A 14,626-nucleotide genomic window follows, 5' to 3' on the forward strand; every position below is an offset into this window, starting at 1 on the left:
TAGGTTAAATTTGGCGCGTAACAAGCTATATGCAATACCAGCTCATCAAACCAGGCAACCGCCTGCAACCGTATGTGCAATGCTACTGGCTCATGGACTCTGAGGTGCCCGTGGAGCTGGAGGATACCATATATCCCGGCGGGTTCATGGAAATGGTGTTCAACCTGGGGAATGTGATATGGCGCTCTACGGCGGACAACGCATTCCAGACCGATCCGCCCATTGAGCTGGTGGGCCAGATCACCCGCCCGATGCCGATTAAAGGAAAGGGAAGGAACATCCTGTTGGGCATCCGCTTCTATCCGCATACGGCCGCCTGTTTCCTGGACGAGGAGCTGCATGTTTTTAACGACCGGGTGTCCAACCTGGGGGATGTGCTGGGCGGCCCGGTGAAAACCCTGCACCAGCAATTGCTGGACGTTCCCGGCCTGCCGGAACGGATCCTGCTGATCGAAAATTTCCTGCTCAAAAGGTTATCTGCCAACGAGAGAAAAGCCGGCAAGGCGCCCCTGCTGGCGCAGATCGTGCAGGATATGGAGCGCAATGCCTTTGCAGCCCCCATCGGCATGCTGGCGGCCCGGTACGGCATTACGCCGCGTTACCTGCAGAAACTGTTCCTGCAGCATATTGGCGTTACCCCCAAACTTTACAGCCAGATACACCGTTTCCAGCGCAGCCTGCGGCACATGCGTAAGCAGGAGGATTCGCTGACCGCTATCGCCTACGACTGCGGGTATGCCGACCAGTCGCATTTTATCCGGGAGTTCAGGTCCTTTGCCGGTACTACCCCTTCCGCCTTCTCCGCGGCGTCCCGCCCCGTCAATGAAGATGCTGCCCCTTAATTTCCTTGTTCCGTTTTGTTCAATTTTTTAAACAAGGGGATAGGTTTTTTTGTATTCTATTATTTGACTAAAACAGAACAGGAAAAGATTATGGCTGCAGATTTTAATTCGTTCAAAGCGCTGCACGCGCAGGAAGCACCATTGCTGATAGGCAACGTCTGGGACGCGCAAAGCGCCAAAGTGCTGGAAAAGCTGCAATTCAAAGCACTGGGCACCTCCAGTTCCGCCGTGGCGGCAACGCTGGGCTATGCTGACGGGGAAAATATGTCCTTCAGCGAGTACCTTATGATGATACGGCGCATCAGGGCCGTTACCAGCCTGCCCCTGTCGGTGGACCTGGAAGCAGGCTATGGGGAGGTGGAAGGGAAAGTGGTAGAGAACCTGAAGCTGCTGCACGGCCTTGGCATAGCCGGTATTAATATTGAAGATTCCCTGGTAGGGGACAAAGGCCGCGAGATAGTGGACACGGAAAAGTTCACCAAAAAACTGGCCGCCATTACCGGCCGCCTGCAGGAGCAGCAGATCGATATTTTCATCAATGTCCGCTGCGACGCTTTTTTACTGAACCTGCCCGATGCCAGGGCGGAGGCCATACAAAGAATGGCTGCCTACGAAGGCGCCGGTGCGCATGGTATTTTCCTGCCCTGCATTACGGACACGGAAGATATCAAAGCAGTGGTTGGCGCCACCTCATTACCCGTTAACGTGATGTGCATGCCCGACTTGCCGGACTTTGACACGCTCCGTTCATTGGGCGTAAAAAGGATCAGCATGGGCAATTTTGTGCATGGCGCTATGTACCGGCACATGGAAGCCCTGGCCGGGAAGATACTGGCAGACGGGAGCTTTTCCAGCCTGTTCTGATCAGGGCCGTTCACAGATCTCTTTCAGCTTGGCCAATGCATCCGGCCAGCCTTCATTGAACATGGACTCCCATTCCGGGCTGGTATGCAGCTCTACTTTTAATTCGGTACCGCCGTTGCTTTCGGTAAACGTATAGGCTTCGGTGGTGCCGATCCAGCCCTGGGCGATCTCGCTGCTCCGGTCTTCTGTACCGTCGTTGTTGATCACGGCGATATGTTTGGCGAAAATGTATGCCTGCGGCTGCAGCTCCTCTACTTTGGCCAGCGTGCCGCCCCCTTCCGTGGAAACAAAGCGCAGCTCCTGCCCCTGCTTCCATTCACCCTTGTAAGTGGAGCCGGGCCAGCTTACGCCCACCCATTCCTGGTAGGTTTCCAGGTTTAACATGGTATCCCATACCTTTTGCGGGTTAGCCGCGATGTTAATTTTAAATTCCAGCTTTTTCATCTGTATATTTTTTGGTTTTTTACGTGTTTTGATTGTACTACAAAGATGAAGCATATCGTGCGGATGCAAGGGGTGCAAAAAGGACGCTTTCAGTGGCTGATTGCGACAAAACTTAAAAAAAGTGAGGCACAGGGCGAACGGTCCTTCCGGGCTTTCCGTTCGTCTTTATCGTATACATCACACTGGCGTTATGACTACACTCACATCCGAAGAAAGGTTATTATCCCTGGACGTAATGCGCGGCATCATTATGATCCTGCTGACAGCAGAAGGCTGCCTGCTCTATGAATCCCTGGAACATTTGCAGCCGGGCTGGCTGGTGGACCAGTTCTTTCATCATCCCTGGCACGGGCTGCGTTTCTGGGACCTGGTGCAACCCGCGTTCATGTTCATGGCCGGTACCGCCATGTATATTTCCGTATCCCGCAAAAGAAGCAAAGGCACCCCGGAGCGGCAGATCTTCCGGCATATCGCCATCCGCAGCGGGAAGCTGTTCCTTTTTGGCACCGGCCTGCACTGCGTATATGCGGGCAGGTTGGTATGGGAGCTGTGGAACGTGCTCACGCAACTGTCCTTCACCACGCTGGTGGCCTACTTCCTGATCGGGAAAAGCTACCGTGCGCAGATCATAAGCGCTTTGCTGCTGGTGCTGCTCAATGATGTGCTGTACCGCGTGGTGCAGGTACCCGGTTTTGATCAGCCCTTTGTGGAGGGCCATAATTTCGGATCTTACATGGATACCCTGCTGATGGGCAAGATCAACAGTGACGGCTGGGTGGCCATTAACTGTATCCCTACGGCCGCGCATACCATACTGGGCGTAACGGCCGGGCAACTGTTAATGGGCCAGGGTACCGCTGCCACTAAAATACGGACCCTGCTGCTGGCCGGGATGATCGCACTCGCCATCGGGCATGCGCTGGACCTGAGCGGCCTGTCTCCCATCATCAAGCGTATCTGCACCGGCGGGTTTATCCTTGCCTCCCTGGGCTATGTAATACTGATACTGGCGGGGCTGTACTGGTGGATAGATGTGAAGGATCATAAAAGGTACACGCGCATAGCCGTGGTAGTGGGCATGAATTCCATTTTCATATACCTGTTTGTAAACACCATCGGCATGCAATGCCTGAACGGCCTGGTGGGTATCTTTTCCGGGGGAGGGCTGGAACTGCTGCAGGTGCCTGCTGCCTGGCAGCATGTGTTTACCGCGTTGACGGTACTGGCGCTGGAATGGTATATGTGCTACTGGTTGTACCGGAAACAAATATTCTTTAAGCTGTAACGGATATGAATGCTTTGCGCTTTACTTTTGTAAAGTCTCAAATAACAAGCAAGCAGTCATGATAAAACAGGGATTCATTATTCCGGCGATCATAGCCATACAGGTGCTGGGCGCCTGCGGCAGCCAGGCCGGCAGGCAGCCCACCGGCGAAAGCAAGGATACCACGGCCGTGGAAAGCATTACAGGTAACGATACCATTTATAAGTCTGACGATCTTCTGGTCCGCAGGATATCGCCGCACACCTACCAGCATATTTCCTTCCTGAACACCAACAGTTTTGGCAGGGTCGCCTGCAACGGGATGATCGTGGTGAATGACGGTGAAGCGGTGGTGTTTGACACACCCGGGGATGATACCAGCTCCGCTGAGCTGATCGGCTATATCACCAGGGAGCTGCAGGCCAGGGTCAACGCCGTGGTGGCCACGCATTTTCATGCTGATTGCCTGGGCGGCCTGGAAGCATTTCACCGGCAGGGCATTCCTTCCTATGCCAATGACCGCACCATTGAGCTGGCAAAGGAAAAGAAGTCCGCCGTACCTCAGAAGGGATTCAGTGATCACCTGGTACTGCACGCCGGCGGCCGGGAAGTGTATGCAGACTACCTGGGAGAGGGGCACACCAAAGATAATATTGTCGGCTATTTCCCGGGGGATAGTATCCTGTTTGGCGGCTGTTTAATAAAAGAGACCGGGGGCGGGAAGGGCAACCTGGAGGATGCTAATACCGGCGCATGGTCTGCAACGGTGAGCAAAGTAAAAGCAAAATATCCACAGGCAAAGGTGGTGATCCCCGGGCATGGCAGTACGGGTGGCACCGCATTGCTGGATTATACAATAGAACTGTTTGATCCGGGGCAGTAAGCCGCTTATTTAGTTGCTTTCGCCTGCAGCCATTGGTCCCTGTTGATCGTCATATTCTTTGCGATCCAGGTTTGATCCTTTACCCGGAAGCTTTGTGTTTTCGCCTCATTCACGGTAAAGCCGGCCCTTTCATAGCATTTGATGCCCGCTATGTTCCAGTCAAACACATTCAGCTCCACTTCGCGGGCCTGGAGCGTTTCAAACGCATAGGCCAGCAGCGCATTGATGATCCGGCCGCCAATACCTTTGCCCCGGTTGGCTTCGTCCCCTACAATCACCTTGTCCAGCTTGTAAGCGCCCTCGCCGGTGGCAATGATCTCTGCATGCCCGATGTTCTTTTGCTGCGCCATCTCTATCACGTTGAACGCGGTACTGGCGTTGTCTTCCAGGTAGCGCTGCAACTGGGGCGCCGTCAGGGGGTAGCTGAAGTAGGAGCCGGCTATCTGGATCAACAGCTCCTCGCTGTCGATCCAGGAAATGAACAGGTCAAAGTCTGCCGGCCGGAAGGGACTTAATTGGATCATGTGAAAACGGGTTTATATTTTTTCATAGCGCAGCTCCAGCACCCCGGACTTACTGGCCTGGGTCCGTGTGAACTGTAAGGGTACCCGGTCTTTGATCTCCTTAAACAGGGGAGTGCCGCTGCCCAGGATCATGGGCATCACGGCCAGCCTGAATTCATCCACTAACTGCAGGTTCAGGAAGGTGGTGATGAGGCCGGCCCCGCCGTACAGCCAGATATCCTTTCCCGGCTGCTGCTTCAATTGCTGCATGGCGGCTGCAATATCCTCGCTGACTACTACCGGGTTGCCGGGAAAAGCTTCCTTCGTGGAGGAAAATACATACTTGGTCATTTTGCCGGTAGCGGCATAGAAATCCTTTTCAAAGTCCGGCGCATTTTCCGACGGTACGTAGGTGCCCCAGGCTTCATAGCTGGTACGGCCGTACAGGATGGTATCGATCTCCTTTGCAAAATCATTCAGGGAGCTGCCGCCTTCGGCGTCAAAAATGATCCAGTCTATTTCCTTGTTGGGCCCTTCAATGTAACCGTCCAGTGAAACGGCCAGGTTCAAGATAATTTTCCTCATATGGTGCATGCTAAGTGTAAGGGTGGTAATATGGGCTCAATTTACAAAACTTAGCATGAAAAGCACATTTTCACTTTCCGGCAGCCGGCATTTTTTGCAGCCTTGCAGGGCCTGCAGCCAGGCCGGTGACCGTGCCGTCTTCTGCCGTTAGAAAAGTGACCTCCCGGCCCTCTTCCGGAGAAAAGAAACGCTCCTTTGATGCGGGGTACAGCACGCTTTCTGTATTATCCAGCGTCAGTGTTGCCCGCAGGTGATCTCCCTCTACGGCAATTTTTACGTGGTAGGGCAGCCCTTCCATTCCGTAAGTACCGGCATAGTCTTGCAAGGTTTGCGCATCCAGTTTTATTACCGTTTGTGTTGCGGGTCTGGGGCGTTCCCAGTGATATACCCGGGCTGCTCCCCTGATTATTTCATTGGACAACCGTCTCCCGTAATCGCCGTTAGTCATTACCACGATGCCCTGACCCTTATCGGGAAACATGAGCATCTCCGCGTTGTAGCCATCATTATGGCCGCTGCCATACCAGCCGTGCGAAGGATCACGGTGCTGCCACATGCCCATGTTCTCGCGGGCGTAGAGCATTTCCCTGGTTTGTTCCTGTGTGAGCAGCGCATCATATCCATCTTCCAGGGATTGTGTGAGCGTAAGCAGGAACCTGGCCAGGTCAGCAGGGGTGGTCCATAACCCGTCCGGGGCTACTTCCGGCATGGTATGCCACCTGCCGGGCAGCATGTGGCCGTTCACGTCGTGGGCTGCCGCGGCCTGTTGGTGGAATTGCGGCGGTAGCGGTTGCTCATATGTACTGTGCACCATGCCGGCGGGCTTTAACACCAGGTCCTTTATCACCGTTGCAAAGGGGTGGCTGGTCACGTCCTCTACGGCTTGTTTCACCACTACATAGCCGCCACCGGAGGCCCGGTAGCCGGTGCCTGGTTCAGCAATGGAAACCACCGGTGCGGAGTTGGCCGGCGGCTCCCCGTTCAATATTTGTACCGTGGTAGGCAGCGGGCTTCCCTGCGCATAGCCATGAAAGCCCTCCACGGAAAGCCCCGCCGTGTGGGTAAGCAGCCCACGCAGTGTTACCGGCTTTTTGGCCGTAAAGGGAGAGGGTTTAAGCTTCCAGTTGCGGAGGTACTTGTTCACATCCTCATCCAGCGCCACGTTACCCTGCGCTGCCAGCTTATACAGCAGTGCGCTGGTAATGGGCTTGCTGATTGAAGCGGCCTGGAACAGGGTCAGCGTATCCGCCTTTACCTGCTGCTCCTCGCTGAGATATCCATATGCTTTGGCCCACTCGATCCTGCCATGGTTAATAAAGGCAATGCTGACGGCAGGCACCTTGTAGTGCGCCATACGATCCGCCAGCTTGTATACCGCATGTGGCCGGCCTTCGATGTAGACGGCGGGCAGCAAGCCGGTCTCTACCTGTTGGGTCTTTTGCGATATGATGTCCTGGCTGTACGCAGCGCCGGCCTGCAGGCAGGTGAGCACCAGGAGGAAGCGTGTTTTCATAAACAGGATTTATAGATGCAAATAAGAATATAGATGCACACCCCGCCGGATTCCATAAAATTTTCTTGTACCTGTTATCCACGCCGGAAATCCCCTTTTTCAGGGACCAATGAAAACGCCTGTTTCGGTTACTTTTGTAAGGATGCTTCGTTTTATTCCTTCATCTTAAAACCTGCTGTTTATGAAAAAGAAAACCTCCAAAAAACTGCTCCTCGACAAGATCAAAATCGCCCAACTGAGCAACATGCACCAGGGCGCCGTGCAGGCCGCCGCACCTACCATTACCCGGTGCAGCGCGATGGGATGCCCCAGTATCCTGGCATGCTAAGGCTGTGCTAAGTAAGTAAGCGGAATGCCTGTACCGTCCAGTACGGGACAGGCACCGGCAGCCGGCAGGCTGTTGATATAATGTTCCAGGTTCGTATAGCCGTCCGCATTTATCAGCCTGCCGTCGGCTGCATTATTGGGATCCAGGCCACGGGCGTTTTCCCATTGGTCCGGCATACCATCCCGGTCTGTGTCTGCAGGCGGCGTGCCTCCCTTTACCTCACCGGGGCCTCCCATGGGCAGCCCGGATTCATTCGCAATGATCACCCCACGGGTGCCCAGCGAACGGAGCTCGTCTATGAGCAGGGAGTCCACCTGGTCGCGGCAGGGATACACGGCGCCTGCATTTTTCAGCACATGCTCATAGGCCTGCCGCGCGCTGAGCATGTGCTGCGGCATAGGGTAGGGATAGGGAGTGTTCCGGAAAGTAGTGACGCCTGTATAAGCGGTGCGCGGCACGGCGTGTCCGTCCAGTATACCATTGCGTACACTGTCGTAAAAGTTCCCCAACACATAAGGTACAAAAGTGGGCGTGCCCCTGGTAAAGGGCGCAATGGTGGAGTTGGGTCCCGTGATGTAGTAATTGTTGATGATGTTAACATAGGAGTTGCCCGCAGAGCCGCCCATAATATAGGCGCCCCCGCCTCCCCAGTTGTACGCTACATTATTGACATATTGGTTGATCCCTTTCACTTTGGGGTTGCGGGTATGGTTGTCTATATACAGGTTGCGGTACATGCTTACCGCGCCCGACGGCTCTATCAATCCGCCGCAGGAGTGGGTTTGCAGGCCCTGCGCAATAATGGAGTTCTGTACGGTGATGCTGTCTGCATGGCCGGTAATGGAAAAGTTCTCATCCCTGCCCCAGGATACCGAAACATGATCGAATATCTGCACATTGGCATTGTCGGTGACTGACAATGCGTCTTTACCGCTATCCCCGCCTACGCCCATGCGCATGCGCAGGTACCGCACAATAGCATTGCTGGCCGGCGTAAAGGAAAGGCCGTTGCCATAGATCACGACCCCGTCGCCGGGAGCGGTTTGCCCGGCAATGGTAATGTTGGGAGACACCACGATGCGGGACTGTATCTGTATCACGCCTCCCACTTCAAATACCACGATCCGGTTGGGCTGGCTCACCGCATCGCGGAAGGAGCCGGGCCCGGCATCATCCAGGTTGGTAACGATATATACATCGCCGTCCCGCCCGCCGGTAGCAAAGCGGCCAAAGCCTTCAGCGCCGGGGAAGGCCAGGGTTTGGGCGGATGCTTGCCTGCATACGGGAAGGAGCAAAACGGTCATCAAAAAGATAACGGGGAGGGCATAGCCGGGTAGACTGGTTTTCATACGTGGATCGGGTTTGCTGGTTAATAAAACGGGTTAATCGGGTTTATTATAAATTAAGAAAACGGACGCTAACGGAAGGGATTTTCTACGCAATCGTTCCCGGACATTTTTTTTATTAATTTGCGCGGCACTGATCGGAAGCTACCTATATGATGAGATACCTGCTGATTTTTATTGCCTGCTTTTCAGGCAGCATGACCAACACTTTAGGCCAGGGAAGACACCTGGCAAGAAAAATAAATGACAGCACAATGCTTACGTCTGACGGCGTAGCCCTGTACCTGAAGGTGTCCGGTAAAGGAACGCCGTGCATATTTGTGCATGGCGGTCCTGGTGCCTGGAGCCGGTCTTTTGAAGCGATGGGCGGGGATGTGCTGGAAAAGCAGCTCACCATGTATTATTATGACCAGCGTGGATCGGGCCGCTCTGCCTCCAGTCCAGACAATGACTATAGCCTTAACCGCATGGTGGAAGATATTGAGGATATCCGTTCCCTGACCGGGTCAGACCAGGTTTACCTGGTAGCCCATTCCTTTGGCGGGGTGCTGGCCTCTGAATATGCCGCCCGATACGGGGACCATGTAAAGGGGCTGATACTGCTGAATGCAACCTTGAGCATCAATTATTCCCTGCGGGCGCAGATAGCGTTTGTCAATCAATTGTTAGGTAGCCACGTAACCGTAGAGAACGAAGATTCCGTGCTGCCGTCCTTCCTGGCGGCAATGCGCCTGCTGGGAGAAAAGCATCTGCGATATAAGATGCTGTCAGACAACAAGGCTACCGTTCATCTGCTGGACAGCATTGATCGCTCTATGCCCCGCAATTATTCCTTTGCACGCCGCGCGCTGGAGATGCCTGAATATGCTGCGGACTTCACAAAAGAAACTGCCGGCGTACATGTTCCGGTGCTGGTCATTACGGGAACAAAGGATCATAACATTGGTCCTGACCATTATAAATTGTTCCGGTTTCTGAAGCAAACAGTAAAAGTGATTGAAGGAGGGCATGTGCTTTATTATGAAAGGAACAGGCAGTTTGCGGAAACGGTTTTCGGATTTGTGGCGGACGCACCGGACCGGAATATCGACCTTTTGGAAGCCGCAGCTAATGATCAATAAATGAATATGATCTCATTTTCTAAACGCTCGGGTTACATGAACTGGGAGCGAAAATGAGATCATCGTCACCATGGTGATCAATGCTGTTTAGTTCCAGTTGTCGATCTTTACATCGTTGGGGTCGGGGGCGCCTTTCCCGGTTTCTCCGAACGACTTCAGGCTTATCAGGAATATCGCCCATTTGGTGCTGCAATGGTGCATGAATTCCACCGGCTCCCGCCAATCCTGGTGCTTGAGTAATACGATGGTATAGTCGCCTTCCTGTTTCAGCTCCCAACTCACCTTTGTGCCGATCCATTCTTCAGGCCCTTCAATTACTTCCCATAGTACCTGTGCCGGGGGCTGAAGCCCGATGACCTTCATGTCGAAGCCTCCGGCTCCAAAGCGGAATTGCAGCACGTCTCCGGTTTTATTGCCCTCTCCCTGTGTGTTGCTCGTCCACCAGCCGGCAAGGCCTTCGCGCGTGGTCAATGCCTTGTATACTTCATTTATCGGTGATTTGATGCCAACTCTGTGCAAAATATCTGCCATAAAGAGATCCCTCCTTTTTATTTGGTTTATACAGTGATTATTGAGCAGTAAAATTGGAACTTTAAGTTGATATCGGGAGGGTATGAATTAGACTTTATGACGGTACGATTTGGACAGGATGTTCTCTGTCCATTTTTTTGTTTCGTCTACCAGCAACGACATTACATCTTTTTTGCCAGCTTTAAAAGCGTGATCTGCGCCTTCCAGTTTTACCAGGGTCGCTTTTCGCAAAGATTGACAGACCGTTTCGATCAGGTCCCAGGTAGCCAGGGTGTCTCTGGAGCCTTGCAGGAAGAGCATCGGTATTTTCAGGTCTTCCAGGTGTCCGGCGCGTTCGGTGGAGGGCTTGCCGGAGGGATGCAGGGGAAAACCATAGAAAACAATACCGTCAACTGTGCACTCCGGATGGGCCGCCAGGTACTGCGAGCTCATTCGTCCCCCGAAAGATTTACCGGATGCAAACAAGGGTAGTTTGGGGTGTAATGTGCGCGCCTTTGCAATGGCCGCTGCGATAGTGGCGTGGGCTACCGCGGGGGAGTCCGGCCGGCCTTTCTTATGTTCCGCAAAGGGGAAGTTAAACCGAAGGGTTGCAATACCCGCTTTTGAGAGCGCATCCGCCAGCGTTTCCATAAATGAATGGTCCATGCCTGCCCCTGCGCCATGCGCCAGCGTGAAGATGCACACAGGTTTGTCGGGGGCGATATATTTGGCGGAAACGGCGCCTATCGCGGGAGAAATATCCAGTTTGAAGAGTTGCGTAGTCATGATGCCATCAAAATTAAATTATATCCACCGTCTTACCCGCTTTTTATATTGGACATATGCTTCCCGGATAGCCCATACTTATTTTCACTATTTTTACCCTATGCGAAACATCGAACCATTCCTCGATCTTTTCAAACAAAACAGGAAGCTTCCCATCCGCCTCATATCACCCGGCTTCGGCCACCTCCCTCCCGAAATAATCGATACTTACGGTCTTACCCACCGCAAAACCTACTACTTCCTCATCTTTATGCTGGAAGGCCTTACCCACCATGGCGTTGACCTCCAGCAATTCGATGTCCGCAACAACGAGCTGCTTTTCATCCTCCCGCACCAGATACACCAGCTTCCGGCTACCAAGCAGGGAACGGACTATTTTAAACTCGGGTTTGATGAAAACTGCCTGTCACTATTGCCGAAGCAGTACCCTTTCCTTATTAACCCGTTCAATGCTCAAAAAATTACGTTCACGCCACCCGCTGCTGCAAGACTGAAGTCTGTCTTTGAAATACTGCGCGAATTATTAAGTGTGATGGACACCAGTCCCGAGCTCATTCTTGCACATCTCAACAGCCTGCTAACAGAGATCAATGCCGCTTATTTTTCCGCTGACAAGCGCCCGGCAGACGACCGGCTTTCAAAATACACCCGTTTCAAACGCCTGGTAGAAGATAACCTTGCAGATCATTTAACTGTAAATGACATCGCTGAAAAACTCGGCCTCAACACCAACAGTTTGTATAATATCGTTAAACACTACTCCGGGCTTTCGCCCAAAGCGTTCATCACCAACCGCCTGATTTTGGAAGCCAAACGCCGCCTCTACTATTCGGAAAGCTCCATCAAGGAACTGGCCTACGATCTTGGTTTCAATGACCCGGAATACTTTTCCCGCCTGTTTAAAAAAGTGACCGGCAAAACGATCGCCACGTTTGTTCAGGATTTGTCAGGGAATTAATGTGTTTTGTCCGGTTTCTTTTCGGATGTTCCCAGCATTTTTGCCGGACAATAATGCATCGAATCATGAACAGACGATTAGGAACAAACGGCCCGCTTGTATCAGCAATAGGTTTAGGATGTATGGGAATGTCCGGCGCCTACGGGCCAGGCGATGATAAAGCATCCATTGCTACCATTGAAAGAGCCCTCGAGCTCGGGCACAACTTTTTGGACACTGCCGATTACTACCGCATGGGCCATAACGAGGAACTGATCTCCCGGGCCATCAAAGGCAAACGCGACAAAGCGTTTATTTCTGTAAAAACCGGTGTGCTGGTTGCGCCCGGTCCTGACGGATCCATGAGCATCGGACCCGTAAATGCCCATCCGGACTACCTCCGCAACGCGGTGCTCTACAGCCTGCAGCGCCTCAAAACGGACTACATAGATCTCTATACGCCCGGACGGGTAGACCCCCATGTTCCTATCGAGGATACGATAGGCGCGCTGGCCGACCTCGTCCAAAAAGGCGTCATCCGGTACATTGGGCTTTCTGAAGCTGCCGCCGCCACGATCCGGAAAGCTGCCGCTGTTCATCCCATCACAGCGCTACAGATAGAATATTCTCTCTGGAGCCGCGACATCGAAGCGGAAGTGCTCCCAACAGTCCGCGAGCTGGGTATAGGCCTGGTAGCTTATTCCCCGCTAAGCAGGGGCTTCCTGAGTGGTGAGATCAAAGCGCCCGGGGATCTCAAGGATAACCGCGTGCACATGCCACGTTTCCAGGGCGATAACTTCTACAAGAACCTGGAGCTGGTAGAAAAGATCAGGATGCTGGCTGCCGAAAAAGGCTGCACTCCTTCCCAGTTGGCAATTGCCTGGGTACTGGCCCAGGGGGAAGAGATCATTACCATCCCCGGCACCAAGCGCATAAAGTATCTCGAGGAGAACATGGCGTCCGAAAACGTGCAGCTCAGCAGGGAAGACCTGCAAAGTATCGAATCGATCATGCCCGCCGGCATCGTTTCCGGCGCCCGCTACCCGGAGCGGTTTATGGATGCCCTGAACCGGTAAATGAATATTTTCCAATGCAGGGCGCCGCCCTGCATTGATTTCCCGGGGAGCTGGCCCTGATGCGGGAATACGCTAATTTTGCATCGTTTGCAGATGATTTATCGTATGAATACAGCGCCAGTAAAACGGGATGATAAGCAGGTCTCCATCTATCGCTACCGCACCAGTAAGCCGGCACCCAGGGCGAGCATATCGCTGCAGCAGAACCTGGTCACCTTTTTGCTTAGCGGCGAGAAGACCGTTCATTTTGCTGGTACGCAGGTTGCCGTAAAACCTCACCAGTTTGTTATGTTAGCCGCCGGCAATTGCCTCATGAGTGAAAAGATAGTTGCAGAAGACGGGGATTACCACAGCATTCTTTTTTTCTTTGACAGTAAGCTGCTGTCGGACCTTTTTAGCCGGCATGCTTTATTGCCGGGAGAACAAACAGGGCAGCCGGTCAATCCTCCATTCCTGCTGTTTGAAAAGGATGCGTTCCTGGAAAATTTTACCCGTTCTCTTGACTACCTGCTGCAGGATGATAAGCTCGCACATCACGACCTGCAAAAGGTAAAACTGGAAGAACTGTTCCTGTATCTCGCGATACAATATCCCGGGCAGATGCAGCAGATCAGAAGCATGAGCCACGAGGCAAACGACGACCGGATAGTGCGACAGGCGGTTACTGCACATGTAAACAGCAATGTCACGGTTGAGGAGCTTGCCTTTTTATGTAACATGAGCCTGTCTACCTTTAAACGCCGTTTTGCCCGTATTTATGGCAACAGCCCCAACAGGTGGTTATTGGAAAAAAGAATGGAGAGAGCTGCGGAAATGTTGCGGCAGGGCGACCACAAAGCAAGCGAGATCTGTTATGAGCTTGGTTACGAAAACCTGTCCAGTTTTATTCAATCCTTTAAACGGGTTTATGGTATAACGCCCAAACAGTACCAGTTATCAAATTGAACGTTTAGCGATACTTTTTGAACGCCTGCCCATCATTTGCTCCCGGTCTTCGCGTCTACCTTTGAGCGGTAATTCAAATGCATGGAAAAATGGACAAAAAGTATTTTTTGACGTTAGCAGCTTACAATAGCTGGGCAAATAATATTGCGATTGCATGGCTGGACCAGGTTAACGGCAGGCAGTGGGAGCAGGTAGTTCCCAGCAGTTTCAGCAGTATTAAGCAAACGGTTATTCATATTGCCAGTGCGGAGAAGATCTGGATCGATTTCTGGAAGAATATTCCTGACCCGGTTTATTTGTCCGCTGAATTTAAGGGTACAAAGAATGACCTGGTGGAGATATGGAGAGCGGCATCGGCCGGTTTAAGGCATTTCATTGAAGAATACCCGGAAGAAAACTACACCCAGCAGGTTACTTTCAGGTATCCGCGGGGCGGAGAAGGCCGGATGGAGTTCTGGCAAACATTTTCTCATATCATTAATCATTCAACCTATCATCGCGGGCAGTTGGTCACGATATTGCGCCAGGTTGGCTTCACAAAATTTTCTTCTATTGATTTGGCCACTTTCTACCGTGATCCTCATCAATGAACGCTTCCTCATATTGTTAAACTTCCATAAGCTTCCTCCCTTTTCACTACAACATTGTAACTTTTGGATACATCTGTATGCTAATAGCT

General features: G+C 52.6%; 17 protein-coding genes. 10 read left to right on the forward strand and 7 right to left on the reverse strand.

The window, feature by feature from the left end; all coding sequences use genetic code 11:
- Positions 1-29 precede the first annotated feature (29 nt).
- Together LX66_RS07565 and LX66_RS07570 are read left to right on the forward strand one after the other, a co-directional pair.
- The gene (locus LX66_RS07565) at positions 30-842 is read left to right on the forward strand and encodes a helix-turn-helix transcriptional regulator (RefSeq protein ID WP_145711428.1); all 813 of its coding nucleotides are present in this window, start codon (positions 30-32) and stop codon (positions 840-842) included.
- A 90-nt stretch (positions 843-932) separates the two neighbouring features.
- Positions 933-1,706, forward strand: coding sequence for an isocitrate lyase/PEP mutase family protein (locus LX66_RS07570; protein ID WP_145711430.1), 774 nt, complete (start codon positions 933-935; stop codon positions 1,704-1,706).
- Here the strand turns inward: LX66_RS07570 and LX66_RS07575 are convergent, their stop codons facing one another.
- The gene (locus tag LX66_RS07575) at positions 1,707-2,150 is read right to left on the reverse strand and encodes an SRPBCC family protein (RefSeq protein WP_158642565.1); all 444 of its coding nucleotides are present in this window, start codon (positions 2,148-2,150) and stop codon (positions 1,707-1,709) included.
- A 190-nt stretch (positions 2,151-2,340) separates the two neighbouring features.
- Between LX66_RS07575 and LX66_RS07580 the strand changes: the two genes are divergently transcribed.
- Positions 2,341-3,435 carry an acyltransferase family protein gene (locus tag LX66_RS07580; protein WP_145711432.1) on the forward strand — a complete coding sequence of 365 codons (1,095 nt, stop codon included), beginning with the start codon at positions 2,341-2,343 and terminating at the stop codon, positions 3,433-3,435.
- 58 nt (positions 3,436-3,493) lie between these two features.
- The gene (gene bla / locus LX66_RS07585; RefSeq protein ID WP_145711433.1) at positions 3,494-4,297 is read left to right on the forward strand and encodes a subclass B1 metallo-beta-lactamase; all 804 of its coding nucleotides are present in this window, start codon (positions 3,494-3,496) and stop codon (positions 4,295-4,297) included.
- Positions 4,298-4,302: 5 nt separating this feature from the next.
- On the opposite strand, the gene LX66_RS07590 is transcribed toward bla, so the two are convergent.
- The 3 genes from LX66_RS07590 to LX66_RS07600 all read right to left on the reverse strand — a co-directional run bounded on the left by LX66_RS07590 (position 4,303) and on the right by LX66_RS07600 (position 6,898).
- Positions 4,303-4,821 (reverse strand): GNAT family N-acetyltransferase, encoded by a 519-nt coding sequence (locus LX66_RS07590; RefSeq protein WP_145711434.1) that lies wholly within the window; start codon positions 4,819-4,821, stop codon positions 4,303-4,305.
- 12 nt (positions 4,822-4,833) lie between these two features.
- Entirely contained in the window at positions 4,834-5,385 is a 552-nt protein-coding gene (locus tag LX66_RS07595; RefSeq protein WP_211366052.1) for a dihydrofolate reductase family protein, read from the reverse strand.
- 70 nt (positions 5,386-5,455) lie between these two features.
- Positions 5,456-6,898 carry a serine hydrolase gene (locus LX66_RS07600; protein WP_145711436.1) on the reverse strand — a complete coding sequence of 481 codons (1,443 nt, stop codon included), beginning with the start codon at positions 6,896-6,898 and terminating at the stop codon, positions 5,456-5,458.
- Between the two features lie 181 nt (positions 6,899-7,079).
- On the opposite strand from LX66_RS07600, the gene LX66_RS28135 reads away from it, so the two are divergent.
- Entirely contained in the window at positions 7,080-7,226 is a 147-nt protein-coding gene (locus tag LX66_RS28135) for a hypothetical protein (protein ID WP_158642566.1), read from the forward strand.
- Here the strand turns inward: LX66_RS28135 and LX66_RS07605 are convergent.
- On the reverse strand, positions 7,223-8,575 hold the full coding sequence (locus tag LX66_RS07605; protein ID WP_211366055.1) for a pectate lyase family protein: 1,353 nt from the start codon (positions 8,573-8,575) through the stop codon (positions 7,223-7,225). The two genes, LX66_RS28135 and LX66_RS07605, sit on opposite strands and share 4 nt — an antisense overlap.
- Positions 8,576-8,826: 251 nt before the next feature.
- Here LX66_RS07605 and LX66_RS07610 point away from each other — a divergent pair, with 251 nt between their 5' ends.
- The gene (locus LX66_RS07610; RefSeq protein ID WP_244620325.1) at positions 8,827-9,693 is read left to right on the forward strand and encodes an alpha/beta fold hydrolase; all 867 of its coding nucleotides are present in this window, start codon (positions 8,827-8,829) and stop codon (positions 9,691-9,693) included.
- An 87-nt stretch (positions 9,694-9,780) separates the two neighbouring features.
- Here LX66_RS07610 and LX66_RS07615 read toward each other — a convergent pair whose 3' ends face one another.
- Both LX66_RS07615 and LX66_RS07620 read right to left on the reverse strand, forming a co-directional pair.
- Positions 9,781-10,224 (reverse strand): SRPBCC family protein, encoded by a 444-nt coding sequence (locus LX66_RS07615; RefSeq protein WP_145711439.1) that lies wholly within the window; start codon positions 10,222-10,224, stop codon positions 9,781-9,783.
- 87 nt (positions 10,225-10,311) lie between these two features.
- Positions 10,312-10,989, reverse strand: coding sequence for an alpha/beta hydrolase family protein (locus tag LX66_RS07620; RefSeq protein ID WP_145711440.1), 678 nt, complete (start codon positions 10,987-10,989; stop codon positions 10,312-10,314).
- A gap of 100 nt (positions 10,990-11,089) precedes the next feature.
- Here LX66_RS07620 and LX66_RS07625 point away from each other — a divergent pair, with 100 nt between their 5' ends.
- The 4 genes from LX66_RS07625 (at position 11,090) to LX66_RS07640 (ending at position 14,537) form a co-directional block, all read left to right on the forward strand.
- Positions 11,090-11,947, forward strand: coding sequence for a helix-turn-helix domain-containing protein (locus LX66_RS07625; protein ID WP_145711441.1), 858 nt, complete (start codon positions 11,090-11,092; stop codon positions 11,945-11,947).
- Positions 11,948-12,012: 65 nt separating this feature from the next.
- Positions 12,013-13,002, forward strand: a complete 990-nt coding sequence (locus tag LX66_RS07630; protein WP_244620326.1) for an aldo/keto reductase — start codon at positions 12,013-12,015, stop codon at positions 13,000-13,002.
- A gap of 105 nt (positions 13,003-13,107) precedes the next feature.
- Positions 13,108-13,947 (forward strand): helix-turn-helix domain-containing protein, encoded by an 840-nt coding sequence (locus tag LX66_RS07635; protein ID WP_244620327.1) that lies wholly within the window; start codon positions 13,108-13,110, stop codon positions 13,945-13,947.
- Between the two features lie 89 nt (positions 13,948-14,036).
- Complete coding sequence (locus tag LX66_RS07640) at positions 14,037-14,537, forward strand: DinB family protein (RefSeq protein ID WP_145711445.1); 501 nt, start codon at positions 14,037-14,039, stop codon at positions 14,535-14,537.
- Positions 14,538-14,626 lie beyond the last annotated feature (89 nt).

Source organism: Chitinophaga japonensis (assembly GCF_007830125.1).
Lineage (GTDB): Bacteria > Bacteroidota > Bacteroidia > Chitinophagales > Chitinophagaceae > Chitinophaga > Chitinophaga japonensis.